This window comes from Microcystis sp. M_OC_Ca_00000000_C217Col (genome assembly GCF_007095585.1).
Lineage (GTDB): Bacteria > Cyanobacteriota > Cyanobacteriia > Cyanobacteriales > Microcystaceae > Microcystis > Microcystis panniformis.
The window spans coordinates 21,122-45,462 of sequence record NZ_SFBV01000122.1 but is presented as its reverse complement, the minus strand read 5'-3'; the positions used below and the strand labels follow the sequence as shown (position 1 = coordinate 45,462).

At 43.7% G+C, this 24,341-nt stretch carries 24 protein-coding genes; 12 read left to right on the top strand and 12 right to left on the bottom strand.

The window, feature by feature from the left end:
- Window positions 1-104: 104 nt before the first annotated feature.
- Window positions 105-299, top strand: a complete 195-nt coding sequence (locus tag EWV66_RS07485; RefSeq protein ID WP_052277626.1) for a hypothetical protein — start codon at window positions 105-107, stop codon at window positions 297-299.
- A gap of 318 nt (window positions 300-617) precedes the next feature.
- On the opposite strand, the gene EWV66_RS07480 is transcribed toward EWV66_RS07485, so the two are convergent.
- The 4 genes from EWV66_RS07480 to psb32 form a co-directional block, all read right to left on the bottom strand.
- A complete protein-coding gene (locus EWV66_RS07480; protein WP_002787544.1) occupies window positions 618-947 on the bottom strand; it encodes a DUF4926 domain-containing protein in 330 nt (109 codons plus the stop codon).
- Between the two features lie 213 nt (window positions 948-1,160).
- Window positions 1,161-1,979 (bottom strand): transglutaminase-like domain-containing protein, encoded by an 819-nt coding sequence (locus EWV66_RS07475; RefSeq protein ID WP_052277627.1) that lies wholly within the window; start codon window positions 1,977-1,979, stop codon window positions 1,161-1,163.
- A 221-nt stretch (window positions 1,980-2,200) separates the two neighbouring features.
- Complete coding sequence (locus EWV66_RS07470) at window positions 2,201-2,800, bottom strand: hypothetical protein (protein WP_052277628.1); 600 nt, start codon at window positions 2,798-2,800, stop codon at window positions 2,201-2,203.
- A 232-nt stretch (window positions 2,801-3,032) separates the two neighbouring features.
- Window positions 3,033-3,716, bottom strand: coding sequence for a photosystem II repair protein Psb32 (gene psb32 / locus EWV66_RS07465; protein WP_002787547.1), 684 nt, complete (start codon window positions 3,714-3,716; stop codon window positions 3,033-3,035).
- Window positions 3,717-3,894: 178 nt separating this feature from the next.
- On the opposite strand from psb32, the gene EWV66_RS07460 reads away from it, so the two are divergent.
- From EWV66_RS07460 to mutS, 7 genes are all read left to right on the top strand, one after another.
- The gene (locus tag EWV66_RS07460) at window positions 3,895-5,904 is read left to right on the top strand and encodes a GAF domain-containing hybrid sensor histidine kinase/response regulator (RefSeq protein ID WP_052277630.1); all 2,010 of its coding nucleotides are present in this window, start codon (window positions 3,895-3,897) and stop codon (window positions 5,902-5,904) included.
- Window positions 5,905-5,978: 74 nt separating this feature from the next.
- The gene (locus EWV66_RS07455) at window positions 5,979-6,440 is read left to right on the top strand and encodes a hypothetical protein (protein ID WP_052277631.1); all 462 of its coding nucleotides are present in this window, start codon (window positions 5,979-5,981) and stop codon (window positions 6,438-6,440) included.
- Window positions 6,437-7,078 carry an LppP/LprE family lipoprotein gene (locus EWV66_RS07450; RefSeq protein ID WP_052277632.1) on the top strand — a complete coding sequence of 214 codons (642 nt, stop codon included), beginning with the start codon at window positions 6,437-6,439 and terminating at the stop codon, window positions 7,076-7,078. The genes EWV66_RS07455 and EWV66_RS07450 overlap by 4 nt, the downstream gene beginning before the upstream one ends.
- Window positions 7,079-7,136: 58 nt before the next feature.
- The gene (recJ, locus tag EWV66_RS07445) at window positions 7,137-9,101 is read left to right on the top strand and encodes a single-stranded-DNA-specific exonuclease RecJ (protein ID WP_287107116.1); all 1,965 of its coding nucleotides are present in this window, start codon (window positions 7,137-7,139) and stop codon (window positions 9,099-9,101) included.
- 27 nt (window positions 9,102-9,128) lie between these two features.
- Window positions 9,129-10,268, top strand: coding sequence for a glutamate 5-kinase (gene proB / locus EWV66_RS07440; protein WP_052277633.1), 1,140 nt, complete (start codon window positions 9,129-9,131; stop codon window positions 10,266-10,268).
- A 182-nt stretch (window positions 10,269-10,450) separates the two neighbouring features.
- Window positions 10,451-10,960: an allophycocyanin subunit beta gene (gene apcB / locus EWV66_RS07435; protein ID WP_052278528.1), complete on the top strand. Its 510-nt coding sequence runs from the start codon at window positions 10,451-10,453 to the stop codon at window positions 10,958-10,960.
- Between the two features lie 241 nt (window positions 10,961-11,201).
- Window positions 11,202-13,850: a DNA mismatch repair protein MutS gene (mutS, locus tag EWV66_RS07430; RefSeq protein WP_287115929.1), complete on the top strand. Its 2,649-nt coding sequence runs from the start codon at window positions 11,202-11,204 to the stop codon at window positions 13,848-13,850.
- Window positions 13,851-14,064: 214 nt separating this feature from the next.
- Here mutS and EWV66_RS07425 read toward each other — a convergent pair whose 3' ends face one another.
- Window positions 14,065-14,562, bottom strand: coding sequence for a 2TM domain-containing protein (locus EWV66_RS07425; RefSeq protein WP_287107115.1), 498 nt, complete (start codon window positions 14,560-14,562; stop codon window positions 14,065-14,067).
- A 60-nt stretch (window positions 14,563-14,622) separates the two neighbouring features.
- Window positions 14,623-15,960: an FADH(2)-oxidizing methylenetetrahydrofolate--tRNA-(uracil(54)-C(5))-methyltransferase TrmFO gene (gene trmFO / locus EWV66_RS07420; RefSeq protein ID WP_287107114.1), complete on the bottom strand. Its 1,338-nt coding sequence runs from the start codon at window positions 15,958-15,960 to the stop codon at window positions 14,623-14,625.
- A gap of 241 nt (window positions 15,961-16,201) precedes the next feature.
- Between trmFO and EWV66_RS07415 the strand changes: the two genes are divergently transcribed.
- Window positions 16,202-16,480 (top strand): hypothetical protein, encoded by a 279-nt coding sequence (locus tag EWV66_RS07415; RefSeq protein ID WP_043995783.1) that lies wholly within the window; start codon window positions 16,202-16,204, stop codon window positions 16,478-16,480.
- 118 nt (window positions 16,481-16,598) lie between these two features.
- Here EWV66_RS07415 and EWV66_RS07410 read toward each other — a convergent pair whose 3' ends face one another.
- On the bottom strand, window positions 16,599-17,678 hold the full coding sequence (locus EWV66_RS07410) for a PIN/TRAM domain-containing protein (protein ID WP_287107113.1): 1,080 nt from the start codon (window positions 17,676-17,678) through the stop codon (window positions 16,599-16,601).
- A 473-nt stretch (window positions 17,679-18,151) separates the two neighbouring features.
- On the opposite strand from EWV66_RS07410, the gene hemW reads away from it, so the two are divergent.
- Complete coding sequence (gene hemW / locus EWV66_RS07405) at window positions 18,152-19,324, top strand: radical SAM family heme chaperone HemW (protein WP_043999491.1); 1,173 nt, start codon at window positions 18,152-18,154, stop codon at window positions 19,322-19,324.
- Window positions 19,325-19,446: 122 nt separating this feature from the next.
- On the opposite strand, the gene EWV66_RS07400 is transcribed toward hemW, so the two are convergent.
- The gene (locus tag EWV66_RS07400) at window positions 19,447-19,767 is read right to left on the bottom strand and encodes a cupin domain-containing protein (protein ID WP_052277636.1); all 321 of its coding nucleotides are present in this window, start codon (window positions 19,765-19,767) and stop codon (window positions 19,447-19,449) included.
- Window positions 19,767-20,339 carry a shikimate kinase gene (locus EWV66_RS07395; RefSeq protein ID WP_002787567.1) on the bottom strand — a complete coding sequence of 191 codons (573 nt, stop codon included), beginning with the start codon at window positions 20,337-20,339 and terminating at the stop codon, window positions 19,767-19,769. The genes EWV66_RS07400 and EWV66_RS07395 overlap by 1 nt, the downstream gene beginning before the upstream one ends.
- Window positions 20,340-20,556: 217 nt before the next feature.
- On the opposite strand from EWV66_RS07395, the gene EWV66_RS07390 reads away from it, so the two are divergent.
- The gene (locus EWV66_RS07390; RefSeq protein WP_052277637.1) at window positions 20,557-21,630 is read left to right on the top strand and encodes a Gfo/Idh/MocA family protein; all 1,074 of its coding nucleotides are present in this window, start codon (window positions 20,557-20,559) and stop codon (window positions 21,628-21,630) included.
- A gap of 51 nt (window positions 21,631-21,681) precedes the next feature.
- Here EWV66_RS07390 and EWV66_RS07385 read toward each other — a convergent pair whose 3' ends face one another.
- Together EWV66_RS07385 and hisD are read right to left on the bottom strand one after the other, a co-directional pair.
- Complete coding sequence (locus EWV66_RS07385) at window positions 21,682-22,017, bottom strand: excalibur calcium-binding domain-containing protein (protein ID WP_052277638.1); 336 nt, start codon at window positions 22,015-22,017, stop codon at window positions 21,682-21,684.
- 93 nt (window positions 22,018-22,110) lie between these two features.
- Window positions 22,111-23,415, bottom strand: a complete 1,305-nt coding sequence (hisD, locus tag EWV66_RS07380) for a histidinol dehydrogenase (protein ID WP_052277639.1) — start codon at window positions 23,413-23,415, stop codon at window positions 22,111-22,113.
- Between the two features lie 66 nt (window positions 23,416-23,481).
- Between hisD and EWV66_RS07375 the strand changes: the two genes are divergently transcribed.
- Window positions 23,482-24,168 carry a hypothetical protein gene (locus tag EWV66_RS07375; RefSeq protein ID WP_052277640.1) on the top strand — a complete coding sequence of 229 codons (687 nt, stop codon included), beginning with the start codon at window positions 23,482-23,484 and terminating at the stop codon, window positions 24,166-24,168.
- Here the strand turns inward: EWV66_RS07375 and EWV66_RS07370 are convergent.
- Window positions 24,165-24,341, bottom strand: a complete 177-nt coding sequence (locus tag EWV66_RS07370; RefSeq protein WP_287107112.1) for a hypothetical protein — start codon at window positions 24,339-24,341, stop codon at window positions 24,165-24,167. The two genes, EWV66_RS07375 and EWV66_RS07370, sit on opposite strands and share 4 nt — an antisense overlap.

Sequence of the window (24,341 nt, the reverse complement as noted above, 5' to 3'; positions counted from 1 at the left end):
AGTTATGGTAAAAGAATGATGCTCCCATCATAATTTTTTTCCCCCCTTCCCGTTTTCTTAATACTTTCTTTAAGGATTGGCTGAAAGCATTGCCCTGAAAGGCTTTGAGAAACAGAGGATCGGGCGATTCGGTTGAAGGAGCGATCGCTCAAAGGGATAAATTACTATGTCATACTGGGAAAAAACGAAATAATCAATCAAAGAAAGCTATGATCCAAGAATATCTTAATAAAGCGATGGAAACAGCCCATTATGAACTTTTAGCTGAAAGCATTACCCTGACAGGCTTAGAGAAATAGAGATTCGGGCGATTCGGTTGAAGGGGCGACTTGGTAAAATTGCAAGCATAGAGTACATCTACACCCCTGTATGTAGCTACGCACCTGCTCAAATCCCTTCTTGCGCTCAAATAGGCTTCGATACTTAGATTCGATACTTAGAGAGGAATTGGTTCACTATTGGCAATATTATCGATAAGAGCAGCATTATGCCCACTCTTTCTCGCTTTTCCTCTATTTTACACCCTTATTCCCTTTTTGAGGAAAATTTGCCAAGTCGTGTATTAGAGATTTACTCAATTTTTGTACCCAGTAAGGGGGCAGAGCAGACAGCACAGGTTATGGCCTCTTGTCAACGGGAAAGTCTAGTAAAAAGCGAGTGAAATCTAAAATTTTTTCTTGCTTTTCCTTGGGTAATTTATCAATTAAAGCTGTTAGCTTTTCTGTTAAAGATAACCACGTTTTGCTCTTAGCTTTCCAGAGGATAATAAATTGCTGTATTGGGAGAGGACAAAGGGCTATAGTTTCCCCTCGATCATTACTAAATTCAATTTCGTAACAACCATCATTGTAGTCTTCAACGATTGTCCCTTGTTCTCCCATTCTTAAGTTATATTCAGGCAAGTCAACTAATAATTCAACAAGGTCAAATAATTCGGGTTTAATCATGGTCTTTTTCTTACACTAAGCACAATTAATTACACATCTAAGCCACTACTCCGTCAGACTTCTGCTGTGATCAGTAAACAGTGAACTGAAAACTCAAATCCGATCCCTAATAGCTGTATCCCGTCTCCCGTCTCCCGTCTCCTCTCTCCTGTCTCCCGTCTCCTCTCTCCTGTCTCGACTAGGAAATTAATTTTGCACGACTACTTACTCTGATTAAGCATAAAGGTGGGAAACATCGATCGTCCATACTTTAAATTTTGTTAAATTTACTTGACCAAAAGAAGTTGTTAGGGCAGCATCAACGGCATCTAAGCCGCGAGTCATTAAAATTCGCCCGATTCTGGGGGTGTTATGACGAGCATCAAAAGTGTACCATTGATGGTCTAAATAGACTTCAAACCAAGCACTAAAATCCATCGGTAGAGGTTGGGGAGAAATACCGATATCTCCGAGATAGCCGGAGGCATAACGAGCGGGAATATTTAGGCAACGGCAAAAAGTCAAAGCTAGGTGATTAAAATCGCGACAAACCCCCGTTCTTTCCCGATAGACATCATAGGCGGTTTTCGTCACCCGCGCGTATTCGTAACCAAAACGAATGTGACTATGAACCCAATCACAAACCGCTTGTACCCTTGCCCAACCGGGGGGAGTTTGTCCGAAAAGTTCCCAGGCAATTTCCGAAAGCAAATCCACTTCACAATAACGGCTACTCATTAGGTAGGGAAAAACTTGGGTTGGTAACTCTGCTAGAGGAATTTCTTGGGCATTCCCATTAACTATATCCGGTTTCCATTCATTCTCGATAACTGCTTCATTGTGAATGCGAATCTGTCCGGCGGGTAAAATTAGACGACTGGTTCGATTACCGAAGCTATCTAAAAATTCTTCTATTTTTGTTGCCGGTTCCACCCGCAAGTTTTCCGATTGTCTCACTTGATCTAAAATTGAGGGGTGTAGATAAAGTTTTAACAACATGACCACGGGTAAGGGTGTATCAAAGCCAAATTCATAACCAACATGGATTAACATTAGTCCTCCTATCTAGATGAAATTTTGTCAGGATTGGTAGAGATGAAACGCCAATAATCGCCAGACTGAAAAAAGTTAGGCCTGACTACTTGGTTAAAAGTTTGAGGAGAAAGTAATAGCCAAGCTGAAAACCGATAAGCTTTGTACGGATTTTTTTTATTGTAAACTGCTTCAAATAAAAGCTTTGTAACTTTGAACACAAGCCATCGGCAGGATTAGAGCTATCGAAAAGAGTCCGGGGTGGATGGTTCCTCTAATAGACGAATTTCAATGGGGATGTAGGCCAGTTTAGCAAAAATCTTTTGTTGATGACTGACGGGCCACCATTCGTAAAGAAAAATTTCTAAAGGTCGCCAGAGAGCCACCCAACCACTAATTAATAGTCCTTCTTCTAAGAAGTGAATAAATGTATCGCTGCCAAAACGACCAATTAATTCGCTGAGACTCAAACAAACAAAAAGAAAGGAGAGACCAATTATCAAAGATATGCGTCCCTGTCGCCAAATTGTGCGTAATTTTCTTTGTTCTCCCTGTTGGCGATAGTCAAAATAATTATGTAAAGCTGAGGGTAACAGATGTCGGGCGGTGTTTTGTTCTGTACTGGGAAGATAAAAGACTAATTTAAGGGGGGTATTTAGGGGAAATTCATCCACAGAGTTAATAATATAATTTTCGGCATTATCGTCTAAATCTCTATCTAAAAATGGCGAAGGATCGAGAGAATTAAAGACTTGCTGTAACTGATTAAGTTTAATTTCAATTAAGTAAGTTCCTTCCTCCTCTCGATAATAGGATTGTAATTGATTCACCAGTCTAGACATTAGTTATTAAGGTTAAGCAAATGGGGTGAACTGATACAACTAAAATCTACTAAGTAGGTAGGCACAATTATTTGTAGGGCGTTGGGTTTCATGCTTCAACCCAACCTACGTTCATCTTATATTTAATTCCAACCACCCACTTAGAAGTTACTTCATCTTGCTCATTCAGGCTGAAGATTGAACTATCTGTGGGAATATTTTAGCTGTATCAGTCCCAGAACATTAATTTAATTTAGCGACCAAAACCAGCGTACCAAAAATAGGTGACCATGGGAATTACTGTGGCTAAAACCAGTAAAACTATCACCCAAATCGTGGCATTTTTATCGTCAGTTTCTTCTGCGGTAGTAAAGGTACTTTCGATATTAATTGTCGCTACTTCTGGGGGTCCGGGATCCGCTTCTCCAGAAAGTACCGCCGTTAGACGACGACTAGCATCGAGTAAAGCTTGATTATATTTTCCCCCATCTTTGAGGGGAACTGCCATAGTTTCCGAGAGGATACTATCAGCAATAGCATCGGTTAATAGGGGTTTTGCTTCCTCGGCAACCCGAATCGCAGTTTTATTGGTTAAAGTATCAAGGACGATGATAGTTTGATTAGTCCGATCTTCAGGATTAGGATACCATTCTCTCAGGATATCATCGGCTAAATTGTCAATTTTTTGACCGTAATCCAAGCGTCGGACTACCACCATTCTCACTTCTTGGCCAGTTTTTTCGGCGAGATTTTTCAGGTCTTTATTTAATTTTCCCTCGTTAGCGGCACTAATGGCCGAAACAGGATCGACTACATAAGTGGGCGCTCCAGAGCTTAAAATGGGGAGGTCATAGACTCCCATGGCAGCAGCCGGTGACAGGGAAACAGCCAAGGCTACACAGCAGGAGAGAAGGAGAGAAGCTAATAATTTGAGCATATTGATTCGGTAAAATTCCTATAGAACATGATAGGGGAAAAGTTTACTGTTTTTTGAGTCGGGAGACAGAAGACAGCAGATGGGAAGCTTTTTTCAGTGAAACTGATAACTGATAACTGATAACTGATAACTGATAACTGATAACTGATAACTGATAACTGATAACTGATAACTGATTATGAGTGATTTTGAGGAACTAGAGTCTAAAAAACGGGAAAAAGCCCTAGAAATGCAGGCCCATCGCGATAATTTGCTCTCACGGGTGACAAGATTACTAATTTCTCAAGATATCCACTTGGCGATCGATCATACCCTAGAACTGCTCTGTCAATTTACCCAGAGCGCTCACTGTTACATTATTCAATATTCCACCTGTCGTCAGCAGTGGAGTATGGTTTATGAATACTGTCACCCCGACTATCCGCAAGTTATCCCGATTCGGGAACAATCACAAAATCTCTCGACGGAAACCTTTCCTTGGTTTTCGGAACAATTATTAAACGGTATTCCAGTTAAACTGAACTCTTTAGACGATTTACCCGCTACTGCTATCCCTGAAAGAACTATTCTCGCTCATAGTCCTACTCCCTGTCTCTTAATCGTTCCCATGTGGGATAGTTATGGGGTAACGGTGGGTTATCTGGGATTGGATGCAAGTGCAGAAAAGCAATGGACAAAGGAAGATGTCACCTTTGTGCGTTTGCTGGGAGAATTAATTGCGATCGCACAAAGTAGATATGAAGCGGAAAAAGAATTAAAAGAAGCTAAGGAAGCGGCAGTTAAGGCAAATAAAGCTAAAAGTGAGTTTCTAGCTAACATGAGCCATGAATTACGCACTCCGCTTAATGCTATCTTGGGTTTTACTCGCTTAATATCCCGGGATAGCAGCATCAGCAGTGAATATCGCCAATATTTGGAAATTGTCAATCGTAGCGGGGAACATTTATTAGAGTTAATCAACGATATTCTAGAAATGTCGAAGATAGAAGCAGGAAGAACGGTTTTTAACCCTAGTAATTTCGATTTATACGCTCTTTTAGATAATATTGCCGAAATGCTCCGTCCACAAGCGCAGGCAAAAGCTTTAAGCTTAATTTTTGATCGCAGCTCCGATCTGCCCCAATATATATGTACTGATGAAAGTAAATTGCGACAGGTGTTCATCAATCTCTTGAGTAACGGATTGAAGTTTACCGAGTCGGGAGGGGTGACTCTCCGGGTAAAATTAGGGGAGAAAAGAGAAGATTATCAGCGATTGCTCTGGGAAATTGAAGATACAGGACTAGGAATCGCTCCAGAGGAGATTTATAAGCTATTTCAACCCTTTAACCAAACGGAAACGGGACGAAAATCCCAACAGGGGACAGGATTGGGTTTACCTATCAGTAAAAAATTTGTTGAGTTGATGGGGGGTGCGATCGGAGTTAGTAGTATTCTGGGTCAAGGAAGTATTTTTAGTTTTGATATTCAGGTGGGTTTAGTGGGGGAAAATGAGATTAAAACCGAAACCAATAGGGCAAAAGTTATCGCTTTAGCGGAAAATCAGCCTAAATATCGCATATTAGTCGTCGATGATCGACCGGAAAGCCGTTTACTGTTGCTGAAACTCCTGACTACCCTAGGATTGTCCGTGCAAGAGGCGGCTAATGGTCAAGAAGCGATCGCAATTTGGCAAGCATGGCAACCTCATCTTATCTGGATGGACATGAGAATGCCAGTTAAAGACGGTTACGAAGCAACTAGGGAAATTCGGCGGTTAGAGGCTGATAATCGCGGAAAAACGGTAATAATTGCCCTAACTGCCAGTGCTTTTGAAGAGGATCGCGCCTTGGTTATTGCCGCTGGTTGTGATGATTTCGTGCGTAAACCTTTCCGAGAAGAAGTTATTTGGCAAAAAATGGGCGAATATTTAGGATTAAAATATATTTATGCCGATAACGAGCCAAATCAGCCCAATTATTCGCCAGTTTTCCTCGATTCCCTGCAATCCCTATTAAAATTAATCAGTCCCGTCTGGATTGGACAATTGCAACAAGCGGCGCGAGAATGTGATGATGAAAAAATTATCGCCCTAACCGCAGAAATTCCCCCCGATTATGCTACCCTTGCCCAAGGTTTACAACAGTTAGCCGGAGAATTTTCCTTTGATGCGATCGAAACCATAATTAAAGATTTAAACATATCTTAAGAGAGTATTTTATCTATATCTCAAAAACGTGATATTCTAAAGGCATAAATCCCTAAATATGGCAATTTTAAAGGATGAAACTGTTAAAAATGCTCATCGGTACTTTCTTAATACTACCGATTTTTTCCGTTCATGCTCAAGTCCCCTCGCTGCCCCCAATCAAGCAAAATTCCCCCAATCTTGGTGATCTACCGAATGATCCCACCCAGCAGAAAAATTGGGTTTGTAATCGAGGGGATCAACGCATTGCCGTGGCTGCTAAAGAAGAGAAAGGTTGGAAAGAATTAATTGAAAAACAAGGTTGGCAATGTCGTGAGGGAAATACCGACATACCCGATAAAACTCTCGGCTTTTCCTGTGAACCAGAACAAACCCTCGGCCTCTTGACAGTTTACTGGTTAAATGGTAGTAATGGTCAACAACAATTAAGCCAATGGCGAGATAAATTAGCGGAACAACAGGGGATGGTTTGTACCATTAATAACGTGCAGTTATTCGATACTCAAGAAAATATACCCAATCCATTACAACCATGATTAAATTAGCAGTTTTGCCTCAATCTATCCTCCTGGGTATCAGTTTACTATTAAACAATTCTCTGCCCTTACTTGCCCAATCTACACCCCTGAGCGTGGATAATTTAAGAAATACCGTCTATAACATTCCCAATCGGGGTTCCGTAATTGTCAGCGATGGTATTTTTCAATCTAACGAGGGACAAATTTTAGGAGTACAAGTCAGTCGAGAAGCTTTGATGGGGGACTATAATAATGATCAAAGGACTGATGGTATTGTCGTATTAAGAGTGATTACCAGAGATCAACAGCAATTACATTATTTAGCCCTAGTGATCGATAATAACGGTACTGCCACTAACACTGATACTGTCCTGTTAGCCGATCGAGTAGTTGTCGATAATCTTAGTGCTAAAGATGGTACGATCACCGTCAACATGAGAAGATTTCTCCCCCGGGATCCTTCCTGTTGTCCGTCGGGAGTTATCACCCAACAATTTGCGATTAATCCTAGTATTAATCAATTGACTTTACTGAGTACCAATGAAAGTCAACCCACCACCCCCAATGTGCAGGTAGTACCCGCTTCCCCCCTGAGAATTAATAATAGTAATCTCCCCTTTCAACCTGCTGCTGGGGCCATCCAAATCCGCTTTTAAACCTGTTTTTGGTGCGTTACGCTGTGCTAACGCACCCTACCTTTTTACTTAACAAAAAATGCCCTATAAATATCCCATCCAACGCTGGTATATTGCCGCAACTAATCCCGAAAAAATTGAGGGGTTAGCGCGGGAAATGGGATTATCATCCTTATTAGCAACTATCTTAATTAATCGCGGTATTGATACCCCCGAATTAGCTAAAACTTATATAGATCCTGAAGCGGATATCCTACCCTCTCCCCTGGGAGAATTTCCCGACTTAGAAAAAAGTGTCAATTTATTAGTAAAAGCGATCGCCTCCGGCGATAAAATTGCTATCTGTGGGGACTACGATGCCGATGGCATGACCAGTACATCTTTACTGCTAAGAGCCTTGAGACATCTCGGCGCTAGGGTAAATCATGCCATACCCAGTCGCATGAAAGAGGGATACGGAATTAATCAGCGCATTGTCGAAGAATTTGCCGAATCGGGAGTCGGATTGATTCTCACCGTTGATAATGGCATTTCCGCTCACGAACCGATCGCCCTAGCGATAGAATTAGGATTAAAAGTTATTATCACCGATCATCACGATCTGCCGCCAATTTTACCAAATGCCTCCGCTATTCTCAACCCGAAATTATTAACCCCTAACTCTCCCTATCAGGGATTAGCGGGGGTGGGAGTCGCCTATATTTTAGCGGTGACAACTGCCCAAAAAATGGGTAAATTACAGGGATTAACCGAGTCATTATTAGCATTATTTACCCTAGGCACTATAGCAGATTTAGCTCCATTAATTGGGGTAAATCGTCGCTGGTTAAAACGGGGTTTAAGAAAATTACCCAAATCCCAATTAGTCGGGATTCAATCCCTGATGCAAATAGCGGGAATTAGCGAGGAACAAAAGCAATTACAACCGGATGATATTGGCTTTAAATTGGGGCCGAGAATTAATGCCATTGGCAGAATTGGTGATCCCCAGATAGTTATTGAATTATTAACCACCGATGAGGCAGGAATTGCCTTAGAAAGAGCGATGCAGTGCGAACAAATTAATCGTACTCGTCAAGAATTGTGCGAAAAAATTGAAGAAGAAGCGATTAAATTAGTGGAAGAAACGCCGATTCTTTGGCAAAAAGATCGAGTTTTAGTCTTAGTCGAAAAAGATTGGCATCATGGGGTAATTGGTATTGTAGCTTCCCGTTTAGTGGAACGCTACGGAGTGCCAGTTTTTATCGGTACTTACGAGGAAGAAGATGCGGGTAAAATTCGCGGATCTGCCAGAGGAATTGAAGAATTTCACGTTTTTGAAGCTCTGCAATTTTGCCAAGATTTACTAGGAAAATTTGGCGGTCATAAAATGGCGGGGGGTTTTAGTTTACCCACAGCTAATTTACTAGCATTTAAACAAAGATTAAGTCAATTTTCTCACAAAATTTTACAAATAGAACAATTAAAACCTTTAATTAAAATTGATACTATCATTGATTTTAAACAAATCACCCTGCAACTTTTTCAACAAATTGATAGTTTACAACCCTGGGGAATTGGCAATGAATTACCAGTTTTTTGGACTCCTAACGTGCGAGTAGTGGAACAGAAAACTATCGGAAAAAATCATTTAAAATTATTGCTGGCTCAAAGGGATGATACCAGAATTAAAGCCCTAGCATGGCGTTGGGGCGAATATTGTCCTTTACCAACTCGTTTAGATATTGCCTATAAACTCAAAGAAAATACTTGGAATGGTAATACAACCATAGAGATTGAATTAGTGGGAGTGCGATTACCCCAAGAAAATAATAATATTAAAAAAGCAATTTTTATGCACGCCGATAAAATGTATCAATGTAGTTTTTGGGGTGATTTAAACGAGATTCGCATCAAAAATGAACAGGGCGATATTTTAGTCGTGCAGAAAGGGCAGCGCATTGGTTTATTAGGCAAAAATCGGCAACAAGCTAGAGAAGTCAACGTGACTGAACCCCGTTTTTATACTTTAATTAAAGTTGCCATCAAAGCTTTGGCTATCTAGCAACACCTCCCCAAAAGCACCTTGACGATGAACCAAACCATAGTGATCAAAATCGGTACTTCCAGTTTGACCGATAATGAAACCGGCCAATTATCCCTATCCACGATCGCCGCTTTAGTGGAAGTCCTCACCCGGTTGCGTGCCGCCGGTCATCGGGTGGTATTAGTATCATCTGGGGCCGTGGGGGTGGGCTGCCGTCGTCTGGGAATACAGGAAAGACCGAAAAAAATCGCCCTCAAACAAGCGATCGCCGCCGTCGGTCAAGGTCGTCTGATGCGGATCTATGATGACCTCTTTACCAGTCTTGGTCAACCGATCGCCCAAATTTTGCTGACCCGTCCCGAATTGATGGAACGCACCTGTTATGTCAACGCCTATAATACCTTTCAGGCTTTGTTTGAATTAGGGGTAATTGCCATTGTCAACGAAAATGACACGGTGGCGATCGATGAGTTAAAATTCGGCGATAATGACACTTTATCAGCCCTTGTAGCCAGTTTAATCGAGGCTGACTGGTTATTTATCCTCACCGATGTGGATCGCCTCTACAGTGCCGATCCGCGGCTATTTCCCGAAGCGGCGGCTATTGCCCGGGTTACTCCTGCGGAATTAGCGCAACTATCGATCGATGCCGGTAGTAGTGGCAGTCAGTGGGGGACCGGGGGTATGGCGACGAAATTGGCAGCGGCCCGGATTGCCACCAGCGCCGGGGTAGAAATGGCGATTACTAGGGGACGGCAGCCCGGTAATATCTTAAAAATTATGGCAGGAGAGGCGATCGGAACCCGTTTTGAGGCCCAAAAACGCAGTGATAACGCCCGCAAACGCTGGATCGCCTACGGACTACTGCCTATGGGTAAAATCTATCTCGATGCTGGGGCGATTCAAGCCATTTGTCAGGGGGGAAAATCTCTCCTTGCGGCCGGGATTACCAAAGTGGCAGGGGAATTTAGCGCCTCCGAATCGGTGCAATTGTGCGATCAAGAAGGCCGGGAATTGGCCCGGGGAATTGTTAATTATAGTAGTGAGGAGATCGATCGAGTGAAAGGTCAACATTCCGAGCGTATTGCCAGTTTATTAGGTTATATAGCCGCAGAAACCATCATTCATCGGGATAATCTCGTCATTTTGAGTGCCTCGTCCACCACCTCGACTAATAAGGGATAATTCCGCCACCCAGCGCCGGTCCAGCCAATGCCTTAAATGTAAAGAAATGTCTCAAAAAAACAACAAATTGTTAGACAAGCAAGAGAGTTAGACTAGGGATGTCCCCCGAAGTTCAACCCTGTGAGATTATAAATAAAGCGAAACTCAAAAATGTCTTTATTGCTGTTGGGAGAAACTTAATAATGCGAGACGCGGTAACTAGCCTGATTAGAAAATACGATGTCACCGGACGTTATCTCGATCGAGATGCGATCGATAATCTTAAACAATATTTTGCCTCGGGAACTGCCCGTCTAGCTGCCGCCGCCCTCATTAACGCTAATTCGGCGGCGCTCGTGCGTGGGGCGGCGATTCGTCTATTTGAAGAAGTTCCCGAATTGATCCGCGCCGGGGGTAATGCCTACACCACCCGTCGTTATTCTGCCTGTCTGCGGGATATGGATTACTATCTCCGCTATGCCAGTTATGCGCTGGTGGCTGCCGATACTAATGTTCTAGATGAACGGGTACTGCAAGGACTGCGGGAAACCTATAATTCCCTCGGGGTTCCCATCGGTCCGACGGTGCGCGGTATCCAAATCATGAGCGAAATGATTCAAACCATGGCTAGTGAGGCGGGTATTGCCGACACCTCTTTGATCGCTGAACCCTTTGATCATCTCACTCGCGAATTAAGCGAAGTGTCTATCTAAATTCAGTTGTCAGTTATCGCTTATCGGTTTTGTCCGTTCAATTTTTGATGGAACTAACCCGCATCAGTACCCACTCTCAGCCTAGGGGAGTGGGGAAGGTGCAGCAAGGGGAACCATTGAGCGGTTCTCCCAGTGCGGAAGTCTGAGGCAACCGCCATCGACGAAGAAGCGTCAGAAACTTCCCACTCAGCCAAGGGGTGGGGAACAGTTCATTAAAACATTGTCCAGCTTTCTTTGACCCATGACTCTCCCCTCGGATTTTCCCCCAGAACCACCCGCTACCAATAAGGAGTCCCATCGTGATTATCGCGGACTCGATCGCAGTAAACTCACCCCCATGTATCAGCATTATGTGGAGGTAAAAGAAACCTATCCCAATGCTCTTTTACTCTATCGTGTGGGCGATTTTTTCGAGTGTTTCTTTCAGGATGCGGTGATTATCTCCAGAGAATTAGAATTAGTTCTCACCAGCAAGGAAGGAGGTAAAGGGATTGGGAGAGTCGCCATGACCGGGGTTCCCCACCACGCCCTAGAGCGCTATAGTCGTTTATTGGTGGAAAAAGGCTATGCGGTGGCGATTTGTGACCAAGTAGAGGATTCGACGGAAGCAGCCGCCGAAAAACGGCTAGTAGAACGCGCTATCACCAAACTGCTCACCCCCGGAACCCTCACCGATGAGGGAATGTTAAACGCAAAAAAGAATAATTTTCTGGCTGCAGTGGTGATCACCGGAGAAAATTGGGGATTAGCCTATGCAGATATCTCCACCGGAGAATTCTACACCACCCAAGCCAGCGATTTAACGGCTTTAAGCCTAGAATTAAGCCGTTTACAGCCCTCAGAAATCCTTTTTCCCATCAATGCCCCCGATTTAAACCGTATTTTGCGCCCCGGGGAAAAATCCGACCATCTCCCCCCCTGTTTACCCGATAGTTTTTGTTATTCTCTCCGTCCCCAAACTATCTTTACTCTCACAGAAGCGAAAAATCGTCTCCTAATCACCTATAAAATGCGTTCCCTAGAGGGGATGGGCTGCGAACATTTACCCCTTGCTATTCGCGCCGCCGGAGGCCTATTAGAATACATTGAAGATACCCAAAAAGCCAATCAAGTCCCCCTACAACCTTTAAAAACCTACTCTATCTCCGAATTTTTGATTTTAGATGGGCAAACCCGTCGTAACCTTGAAATTACCCAAACGGTGCGCGATGGTAGCTTCTATGGTTCTCTATTATGGGCGATCGATCGTACTTGTACGGCCATGGGTAGTCGCGCCTTACGTCGTTGGTTACTGCAACCGCTCTTAGATTCTCGCGGTATTCGCGCCCGTCAAGATACTATCCAAGAGTTAAAGGATAATCCCGCCCTGCGCCAAGATATTCGGCAAAAATTAAGGGAAATCTACGATATAGAACGTTTAAGCGGTCGTGTTGGCGCAGGAACGGCTAACGCCCGCGATTTACTTTCCCTAGCGGCATCTTTAGTCAAATTAGCCGATTTAGCGGCTTTGGTTGCTTCGGGAAATTCGCCCTATTTGAAAGCTTTACAGCAAATTCCCGCCGATTTGGAAAAATTAGGCCAGCAGGTGATCGCGCATCTGGTGGAATCTCCTCCGCTGCATCTGAAGGAAGGGGGGGTGATTCGCGAGGGAATTGATGCCCAATTGGATGCCCTCCGGCGCGACTATCAGGAAGTAATCGATTGGTTTAAGAATCTGGAGACGACAGAGAAAGAAAGAACGGGGATTAGCAATCTTAAGGTTAATTATAACAAAACTTTCGGTTATTATATTAGTTTACCCCGCAGTAAAGCCGATTTCGCCCCAAAAGATTATGTGCGTAAGCAAACTTTAGTCAATGAGGAACGTTATATCACCACCGAGTTAAAGGAGAAAGAAAATATAATTCTGACGGCAGTAGATGAATTAAATAAATTAGAATACGAGATTTTTAGCGATTTACGCCGTCAAGTAGCCGAATTTTCCCCAGAAATCCGGGAAGTGGCCACAAAAGTCGCCGCTTTGGATGTGTTGGCAGCATTGGCAGAAATCGCCGTTTATCAGGGATATTGTCGCCCAGAAATCGCGGATGGTCGTCTTATCGATATTAAAGATGGTCGTCATCCCGTGGTGGAACAATCCCTTGGGGCTGGCTTTTTTGTGCCGAATTCGATTAATTTGGGCAATCAGGAGGGTTTAGAATACCCTGACTTGATTATTCTCACTGGTCCCAATGCTAGTGGCAAAAGTTGTTATCTGCGACAGGTGGGATTAATTCAATTGTTAGCCCAAACCGGCAGTTTTGTCCCAGCAAAGTCGGCCAAAATCTCCATCTGCGATCGCATTTTCACCCGGGTGGGGGCTGTGGATGACCTCGCTACTGGCCAATCCACCTTTATGGTGGAAATGAACGAAACTGCCAATATTCTCAATCACGCCACAGACAGATCATTAGTATTATTAGACGAAATTGGCCGGGGTACAGCCACTTTTGACGGTTTATCCATAGCTTGGGCTGTGGCGGAGTATTTAGCCACGGTACTGCAATCGCGGACGATTTTCGCCACTCACTACCACGAACTGAATGAATTAGCCTCAATCTTAGAGAATGTAGCTAATTATCAGGTAACAGTCAAAGAATTACCCCATGAGATAGTATTTTTGCACCAAGTACGACCGGGAGGTGCGGATAAATCCTATGGTATCGAAGCGGGGAGATTAGCCGGTTTACCAGCTTCTGTGATCGATCGTGCCATGCAGGTGATGGGTCAAATCGAAAAACATAGTAAAATTGCGATCGGTTTGCGTCAGGGAATTAAGAAAATTAAACCGGTTAAGTCGGATCATCCCCCCTCTCTGCAGCAGTTAGACATTTTTGATGACAGTAAGTAGGGTTTGCTGAATAAACCTTGCGTCTTCATCGGCCCGCGTCCTGTAGGGGCGAAGCATTCGGGCAATAACCTATCGGTGAAACCGTAGATTTTCTATCCGAATGCTTCGCCCGTACTTTTTCAGCAGACCCTAAGTAGTCGTGGAAAGCTCAACTTTGTGTCCTTTGTGTCTCTGTGGTTCACAAAAACAAAAAAGGCTTAATTTGGCAACAGTATTAAAACTGTAAAAACTTTTTAATTTGTGTCCAAAGATTGCTAAAAGACTCTTTCATTTCCTCCTTAATTTTCCAGCGTTTAAATGCTTCTTCGTAGGCAATTCCTTGATTTTGAAAAGTTTTCCAAGCCGAGAGAGAAAGAGGTAAACCCATCAGCAAAAAGATATAAACTGCCCAAGAAATTGTTCCCGCACTAATTAAATTAATCGTCAGAAAAAAACTATTAATAATCAGATAGCGAACGGTTTTATGTTTTAGCTCCTCGCGACGAAAGCGATCGAATTCTTGCCGTTTATAACTGAGCATTTTTGACTCTTGCCAGTCCTTTTCCGCCGCTTCTAAGTCTTTAACTTCAATAGCTAAATCGTCGGCAATTTCTAACAACTGTTGACGGGTAATTTCTCCCTTATCCCCTTGACGGGAGATAGCCAAATAGAGAATTTCCTGCACATCCTCTTGACTGTAGGATTGGGGAGGGAAAAAATCAGAGTTTGGCATAGCGATAGAGAAAGAAATAGGTTCCTTCTCTATTATGGGCGATCGATTAGCGATTGACAGTTAGACGAGACAGGGAGTTTTTAACTGATTCATCCATGCTTCTAAATCCTGCAAAGAGCGATCGGCATATTGACCGTAACGTTCCCGTTTATTGCGGATTTTTCTGGTAAAATTCGGCAAAATGCCAAAATTTGGCGGCATCGGTTGAAAATGTTTCGGTTCGGCACTGCTGATAAACTCAAATAATGACCCGATCATCGTTGTGGTTGGCAATGTCACCGTTTCTAATCCTAAAGCTAAACGAGCGGCATTAGTTCCCGCTAACCATCCCCCAGCAGCCGCAGCCGTATAGCCTTCCGTGCCGATTAACTGTCCTGCCGCTAATAGCGTCGGTCGCGATTTAAACTGGAGACTGGAGGATAATAACTGGGGAGAATTGATAAAGGTGTTTTTGTGCATCACTCCCATGCGGACAAATTCGGCCTTTTCTAACCCCGGAATCAGACGGAAAACTCGTGTTTGTTCACCCCATTTTAAATTAGTTTGAAATCCCACCATATTCCACAATTGCCCCGCTTTATCTTCCATTCGCAACTGTATAACCGCGTAGGGACGTTGATCCGGATATCTAGGATCCGCTAATCCCACCGGTTTCAGGGGACCAAAACGCATGGTGTCTTCTCCCCGACTGGCTAATTCTTCGATTGGCAGACAAGCCTCGAAAAATTTGGCATTTTCTCGCTCAAAATCCTTTAATTCTGCCTGTTCTGCCTGTTTTAGTTCTTGCCAGAAGTGCAGGTATTGTTCCCGATCCATAGGACAATTGAGATAGGCGGCCTCACCTTTATCGTAACGGGAGGCCAGAAAAGCGATCGATTGATCAATAGATTCCCCTAGAATAATCGGACTAGCGGCATCAAAAAAACTCAGATAGTCCAGGCCGGTGAAATTTTGCAGATCTGCGGCTAAAGCAGCACTGGTTAACGGTCCAGTGGTTAAAACGACGATACCATCCCGGGGAATTTCCGTGATCTCCTGACGTTTTAAGGTGACTAGAGGGTGGTTGGCCAAGATTTCCGTCAAATTTCGACTAAAGACCCCTCGATCGACCGCTAAAGCCCCTCCTGCGGGGACACTATGCTGATCGGCCTGGGCAATAACTAGAGAATTTAAGCGTCGTAATTCTTCATGGAGTAACCCAGTAGCGCGATCCACCGCCATGGCGCCAAAGGAGTTACTACAGACTAATTCGGCTAAAAATTGGCTATGGTGGGCGGGACTAGAGCGAATTGGGCGCATTTCGTGCAGGATCACGGGAATACCTGCTTGGGCTATCTGCCACGCCGCCTCAGTCCCCGCTAATCCTCCACCAATTACATGAATAGGGCGATCGATCATAGTTGGGAGAAAATGGCTAGAGTAGGACTATTTTAGCGTTAGTTCCCAGTCACCAAAAAAATAGGCTGGTCTAGGGCGATCGCATAAAGATTGGGGCTGATCACAAACTCAGGTTATAATCAAGGAAGGGATAGAATATTATATTTTATCTCGTCACGGTTTTTGCTTTCGAGAAGGTGGCAACACCGCCCCACTTTCTCACCATCTCCTTCCAGATGGGTTAGTTAGCGGTTTGACTTCTATGAACACCAATTATCTTGAAGAATACCAAAAATACCTAGCCGAATGGCAGAAACTGCTTCTGTCCGCTTGGGGTAATGGTGTTCCCACGACTACACCAGTGTTTGAGTTTCCGGAAACTTTGGTTAAATCCCTCGAATATCAACAAGAATGGGTGAAATCCTACCTAACCGCCCAAGAAACCGCCACCAAAGTTGCCCTCGATAGTCAGAAACAATTCTGGGATAGTTATTTCGGTTTTGCTCGTCAGTCCATGGCTGTAATCAATAAACCAGCTTAATTAGGTATCAATTGGCTAGATAGTTCGATTGGTGACTTAACTTCCCTTAAAAAATGAAATTCCTCAAATACAATCCCCTCTGGCGTTGTATTTGAGGCTTTTTTGGGTTTTATTCCCTTTAAGCAATCAGGGAATTTTGGGGTTTAGCAAAAATCATCCGTCCGGCCGAGGTTTGCAGTGCAGATGTCACCACTACCCGCAATTCTCCCCCTAGATAATCTTTTCCTTCTTCTACCACCACCATCGTGCCATCTTCTAGATAACCGATGCCTTGGGTGGGTTCCTTTCCTGCTTTGAGAATTTTCAGATCTAAAGTATCCCCGGGCAAGTAGATCGGGCGTACTGCTTGGGCGAGATCGTTGACATTCAAGATGGTGACTTTTTGCAGATTGGCCACTTTACTGAGATTATAATCGTTAGTGAGCAAGGTGGCGTTAATTTCTTGGGCAAGATGGACTAATTTAGCATCTACGGTGCTAATATCCTCATAATCGGCCGGATGAATGACAATGCGATCAGGAAATTCTTGCTGCATCCGGTTTAAGATATCTAATCCTCGTCTTCCTCTGACTCGTTTTTGGTCGTTACTGCCATCCGCTAACTGTTGCAATTCCTGAAGGATAAATTGGGGGATGAGTATCTGTCCCTCGATAAATCCCGTGTCTAACAATTGTTCGATACGACCATCGATAATACAACTGGTGTCAACAACTTTGGTGGCGGCCGCTTGCAGGGTTCCTTCTGCCACTAAAATTGATTCCATACTATTGGGGTTAATCAGACGCAAAAAAGTCCGACCGTGGGTATCAGCTAAACTAACCCCCAGATAGGAAAACATAATACTGCCTAAAATGGCGATTATCGGCTTGATAAACGAGAATTCTCCCGGAATCGGTAGGAAGAAAATCGGAGCTAGGATCAGATTAGCAATCAACAAACCGATAACTAGACCGACCGAACGGGTTAAAATAACTTCGATCGGAGTTTGTCGTACTTGGGTTTCTAGACGACGATAGGTAGTTTGGGCAACTAAACCAATAGCCAAACCAATAATTGAGGCAAAACCCGCCGATAACCAGCGTAAAGCTTCAATATTGCTGATTTGCGACTGGACAGTAACCGGCAGCAAGTCAACACCACTATAACCAATACTGGCAACAGCGAAGACGAATAGTAAAATTATGACAGCATCAAGCATGGGGATAATACCAGAGAGGATAGGGGGGGAATGATGGTAGAAAAATAATGAGTATGGATGCTTTTATATTATATCTGTGGGTTTCTCCTAATTTGTGTCGGGAAAGTTGCCTCCATTCTAGGAGATGTTCTCCCCAGCCATAATACATCTTAACGAAGATCAACGAAATTATAGCCGTCAGCCTTGAATCAGTTATCAGTCATCAGATGCGAGTTACAGCGTTTCTCAGATAGATGAGGTTCGTTCTTGCATCTAAAATACTTGATTAGCAAGGGTTAGTCTGTGCTTCACCTTGACGAGAAAGGCTGTAGGATATTAAATCCAGTTATTAAAAACTGATTATTTATTCTCCGTTTTGCCTTTTGCATGAGTAGAAAACGGGTTTCTCGGAGAAACCCGTTTTCTGTGCGTTACTCAACGGATTTAGTATGAGTTCACTGATTACTGATTACTGTTCACTGATAACTGCTTTAATGTCCTATTTTGACCCCGTAACCTCGGTTTATATTCATATTCCCTTCTGTCGTCGGCGCTGTTTTTACTGTGATTTCCCGATTTTTGTCCTTGGTAATCGCACCAATCCGGCGACTTTTCCCCCTGTGGTGGAGTATGTGGAAATATTACAAGAAGAAATTAGCCTTAGTCAGGGGACGGGGAAACCCCTAGAAACAATTTTTTTTGGGGGGGGGACTCCTTCCCTGTTACCGGTGGAATTATTAGGGGCAATTCTGGATACTTTAGCCAAAAAGTTTGATTTTGCGGCCGATATAGAGATTTCTATGGAGATTGATCCGGCTACCTTTAGTTTAGAACAATTACAGGGTTATCTTAGCGCAGGAGTCAATCGGGTTAGTTTAGGAGTACAGGCTTTTCAAGAACCATTATTACAGGTTTCCGGTCGATCGCATACTGTTAAGGATATCTATCAGGCAGTGGAATTAATTCAGGGATTGGGAATAGTTAACTATAGTTTGGATTTGATTTCAGGATTGCCACAACAAACCCTGACAGATTGGGAAAATTCCCTAGAAAAAGCGATCAAACTGCAACCGGCCCATCTTTCCTGTTACGATTTGGTCTTAGAGGCGGTTACTCCTTTCGGTAAACAGTATCAACCGGGGAAAAAACCCTTACCCGATGATGAAACCACGGCAAAAATGTATGTTTTAGCCGGTGAAAAACTAGCTTTAGCCGGTTATCAACATTACGAGATTTCTAACTATGCCAAACCGGGTTATCAATGCCGACATAATCGAGTTTACTGGGAAAATCGTCCCTATTACGGTTTTGGTATGGGGGCTGCTAGTTATCTTCATCAACAACGTTTTACCCGTCCGCGCAAAAGTCGCGACTATTTCGCTTGGGTAAAAGAAGGCTGTCAGATTGAGGTGGAGAAAAATAGCTTGATTGATGATCTTCTCGAAACCTTGATGCTAGGGTTAAGGTTAGCAGAAGGTGTGAGTTTGCCCGCAATTGAAGCTAATTTTGGCTCGGAAATCAAAAAAGCAATTTTAGAGGTCTTAGAGCCGCATAAACAGCGTAATTTAGTAATAATTGAGGGGGATAGCAGGGTAAGATTAAGCGACCCCGAAGGTTTTTTGTTTTCTAATATCGTTTTAACCGATTTATTTGATCGCTGGCAATAGTCAGAAACTATATTTTAAGTAGCTGGTTATAATTAAATTAAAAATAGATTTTAGCTTCGATCCCCCCTTAATCCCCCCTTGATAAGGGGTGTTTCTGACAACTTTTAACACCTACCTACTTACTAGCGATAATAGATAGCTAACCAAATACAAGGAGGATTATTGCTAGTAAATTCGATGCGATGTTTTTGGTGAGGAGGAATCAGGAGATAATCCCCCGCTTGCAGATTAACTTGGCTGCCATCCTCATAACTAATCTCAGCGAATCCCTGTAATAAAATCACCCATTCAAAGTCAGATTGATCGTACCATTGACCGATGGGAGTGGTTTGACCGGTGGAAATAATTCTTTCCAGACGAATAGCTTGACTTTGAGCTAAAATTTCCAGAATTTCTCGGTCAGGAATTAGTTCAGGTAAATCAAAAATTGAAGCTGCTGTCATTAGTTATTATTCCTTTCTGGATGAAAATCTTTAATCACCGTCGGTATTGCTGTTAAAATTTTCTCAACGATATCAGCAGGTGTATCTAGGTCAGAAACAACAATCCGAAGATCTGCTTCTGCATAAAGTCCTCGTCTTTGTTCTAATAATAATTCTAGTTTACTTTCTAAATCAGTGGACTCAAGCAGGGGACGAGAGGTATCTTGTTTTAAACGTTTAACCAAAACTTCTAGGGGAACATCTAACCAAATCATTAAACCGTGACGAAGATAACTCCAATTTATCGGTTTTAAAACCATCCCTCCCCCGGTGGCAATCACAGTTTTAGTCAGAGAGGATAATTCGGCTAAAACTTGGGTTTCTAACTCCCGAAAAGTCGCTTCTCCCTCGTCGGCAAAAATTTCCCTGATTTTCTTTCCCGCGACCCTTTCTATTAATATATCTGTATCAAAAAAACGATATTGTAACCGTCGGGAAAGCAACTCTCCCAGGGTGGATTTGCCAGATCCCATCATTCCTAGCAAAAAAACACTTAATCCCCGTAAGGAGTTAAAATCCGTTGAATTGTCCATATGTAGTCCTCGCTACTCAGGGATGATTTTTTGATAAGCATTTAGGAGTAAAAACCCGCAGATGGAATCAGAAAATCTTCTCAGAACTCCCATTGACACCGACATCGTGTCAGAATGCTGGATAACCATGATACCATCTTGGTAGTTAATGGACGAAATCAGCTTGATTAATCTAATCAAGTGGTGTGAGGAGTGTGAACACAGGAGTCTAAAATTCATGTCCAATCAACCAGCAAACTTTCCGGGTAACAGAAATCAACTCAAACCGATTAAAGTCGGGGTTATCGGGGTCGGTAACATGGGACAACACCATAGTCGCATCCTGAGTTTATTAAAAGACGTGGAATTCGTCGGGGTGGCCGATGTCAACGTCGAAAAGGGACTGGAAACTGCCAGTAAATACCGAGTCCGTTTTTTTGAAAATTATTTAGATCTCTTACCTAGGGTAGATGCGGTTTGTATCGCTGTCCCCACGCGGTTACACCATCGAGTCGGGATGGACTGTCTGCAAGGGGGAGTACATACCTTGATCGAGAAACCGATCGCCGCTAGTATTAGTGAAGCGGAATCTTTAGTCAATGCGGCAGCCGATCATGATTGTATTCTGCAAGTGGGTCATATCGAGCGTTTTAATCCCGCTTTCCAAGAGTTATCGAAGGTCTTGAAAACCGAGGAAATTTTAGCGATTGAATCCCATCGCATGAGTCCCTATTCCCAACGCGCTAATGATGTGTCGGTGGTGTTAGATTTAATGATCCACGATATAGATTTAATTTTAGAATTAGTCTCCGCTCCCGTGGTGAAATTAACCGCTAGTGGTAGTCGCGCTGCCACTGATTCCGGTTATCTCGATTATGTCACTGCAACCCTTGGTTTTAGTAATGGAGTAGTGGCTAATTTAACCGCTAGTAAGGTGACTCATCGCAAGATTCGCCGTTTAGCGGCCCACTGCAAAAATTCTCTCACGGAAGCGGATTTTCTCAACAATGAAATCCTCATTCACCGGCAAACCACCGCTAACTATAGCACCGATTACGGTCAAGTTCTCTACCGTCAAGATGGTTTAATTGAAAAAGTTTATACCAGCAATATTGAACCCCTACACGCGGAATTAGAACATTTTGTTCATTGTGTGCGCGGTGGGGACCAACCTTCTGTCGGTGGGGAACAAGCTTTAAAAGCTTTACGATTAGCTAGTTTAATCGAACAAATTGCCCTTGATGGTCGCGTTTGGCAACAATCGGACTGGAATTATCAATATCTTAATTCTCCCGTGATTACTGCTTCTTAATTGTTTTCACCCCGATTCTTTAAATGAGAGAATTGGGGTGAGGAAACAAAATTAGTTATCTGGAGAACTTTTTAAACATTTTTCTGAGGATTTTTTTCCACACCATTGACTTTCACAGGGAACTCCATCACCGTCTCCATTCATTTTGACATTGGGGCAATTTCTCAAGAAAAAAGTCGCTTCTGGACAGGAGGTCATCTGGGAACAGTGAGTTCTACCATCGCACCGAAACTGTGGAGAAGGACTAGGTTTTTTCTGGGGAGTGGGACGATTATTGTTGTTAGCTACGGCTAAATTATTGAGGGTTTGATTGCCAGAAATTGGTGATTTTATTGATATTTGTTCGCTCAGAAAAGCCAGAATTAAAATAACAATTACTTTTTTCATAAAATGCTTGCCTGATTCTCTGCTCTTATCATATTACCAGATAGGAGACAGGATAATAAATTAGAGTTGTTCCCTGTTTCCTATTCCCTGTATTTAGAGTAAAATTTCCCTGTGTTGAATTGCTAATTTATGGGCGGGAAAACCCTCGTACTCGGCTAAAGTTTTCGTGGTTTCTTTTAACTTTTCAAAGCCTTCGGAGGTGACATAAGCCAAAGTAGAGCGCTTGAGAAAATCATACACCGAAACCGCCGAATAGGAACGGGCAAAACTTCCCGTCGGCAGCACAGCATTTACCCCGATGGCGTAGGTAGCCATAGAGGAAGGAGTATGATTGCCCAGGAGAATTTCCCCAGCATTTTTAATCTTGCCCAGAATGGCAAAAGGATTACTAACTAAAACCTCTAGATGTTCCGGGGCGTACTCATTGACAAAATCGAGGGATTGCTGCAGACTATCGGTTAAAATTATGCCCCCATAGGCGGCTAAACCCGCCTCACAGAATTCCCGTCGCCAATCCGGGAGTTTTTGCAGGTATTCCTGTGCATATTCACTAGCAGCGATCGCCACCTGTTCACAGTGGGTGACTAATAAAGCCGCCGAATCCGCCCCGTGTTCCGCTTCAATTAATAAATCCAAGGCCGCTAAACGGGCATCGGTGGACTCATCGGCCAAAACTATCGACTCACTTGGACCGGCCGGCAAACCCACATCCACAGTGCCGAACAGTAACCGTTTGGCCGCCGCCCCATAGACGCTGCACGGACCGGTAATTTTGTCAACCCTTTTGATATTTTTTGTTCCCAAAGCTAAAGCGGCGATCGCTTGTACGCCCCCTAATTTATAAATTTCTCTGACTCCAGCCATCTGCGCCGCCACCAGAGAAACGGGTTCCACGTTGCCCTGTTTATCGGGGGGAGTGCAAACGACAACTCTTTCCACTCCTGCCACCATTGCCGGGATGGCTAACATTAACATCATCGAGGGAAAAGCACCGCGGCCCCGGGGAACGTATAAACCCACATTGGGGATAGGAGAGATTTTTTCGCCGGCAAAGACACCGGTTTCAATTTCTGCCAGTTGCATTTCTTCCGGCATTTGGCGACGGTGTACCTCTTGAATATTCCGGAAAGCCTGTTCAATGGCAGTTTTTACTTCCGGTTCAATTAACTGAAAAGCCTGCTCAAATTCTGCCTCGCTGACTTTGATATTTTCTACCGTCGCACCCTCGTAGTCAAAACGCCGCACATAGTCCACAACGCCAGCATCCCCCCGCTCGCGGATGGTTTCTATCACCGTTTGAGCGACTTTGAGGGCGTTATCAATATCTAACTCGGCTCTTTTCTGAAGTTTTGCCCGTTCCGCGCCACTTAATTGCGAAAGTTTTAATATTCTGACCACTATGGCTGCTCCTACTGCCCCCTTCCTCTCAAGAATTAACGGGGAATCTGATCTTTTTTGATTATAATGCAGATCATGTTTAAGCTCTCTTGCTGTTCTGTAAATGCGATCGCTCTTGGTTTATTATGGGGGGCGATTGGTCCGGTGTGGGCAGAAACGGAGTTAGACCTAGACCCGAAAATTCGGCAAGAAAGCCCTGTTTTAGAGCGTTGGTTAGAAAAAATACCCGATATCGCCGAAGATATTCGCCGCGATCCTAGTTTTCGCACTCGTATCCGTTTAGGATATGCAGAGTTTCCTTCTACCGATAATTCCAGTGGCGTGATTTTGGGGGTAGAAGATGTGTTTTTCGGTCAAACCAGTTTAACCCTAAGCGGCGATTATCAGACGGCTTTTAACGGCAAAAGGACGGCAATAGGAGCAAATTTACAATACTATCTCCTCCCTTTGGGTGATTATGTCAATCTGGCTCCCATGGTGGGCTATCGTTACATTCAAACGGGAAATTACAGCACCGATGGGCTTAACTTAGGATTAAAGCTCAAATTAGCCCTTTCTCGCACAGGAGCGGCAGATATCACCGTCAGTCAGAGTTTTATCTCTCCCGGTGGTGCTAACGAGGTGGGATTAACTACTCTTTCGGTTGGTTATGCGATTACCTCTAATTTACGTTTAGCCGCCGATATTCAAGCCCAAAATTCCCGCACCCGTAAAGATAGCTCCCTGGGAATTTTACTGGAATGGCTGCCCTAATTAGGGTTTGCGGCAAAAAGTTTTTCGTGGGGGTAGGGTGTGGGGTGTAGGGTGTAGGGTGTGGGGTGTAGGGTGTGGGGTGTGGGGTGTAGGGTGTGGGGTTTTACCGATAAAAACTCACACCTGATAACTGATAACTGCTCACTGATAACTGATAACTGATAACTGCTCAC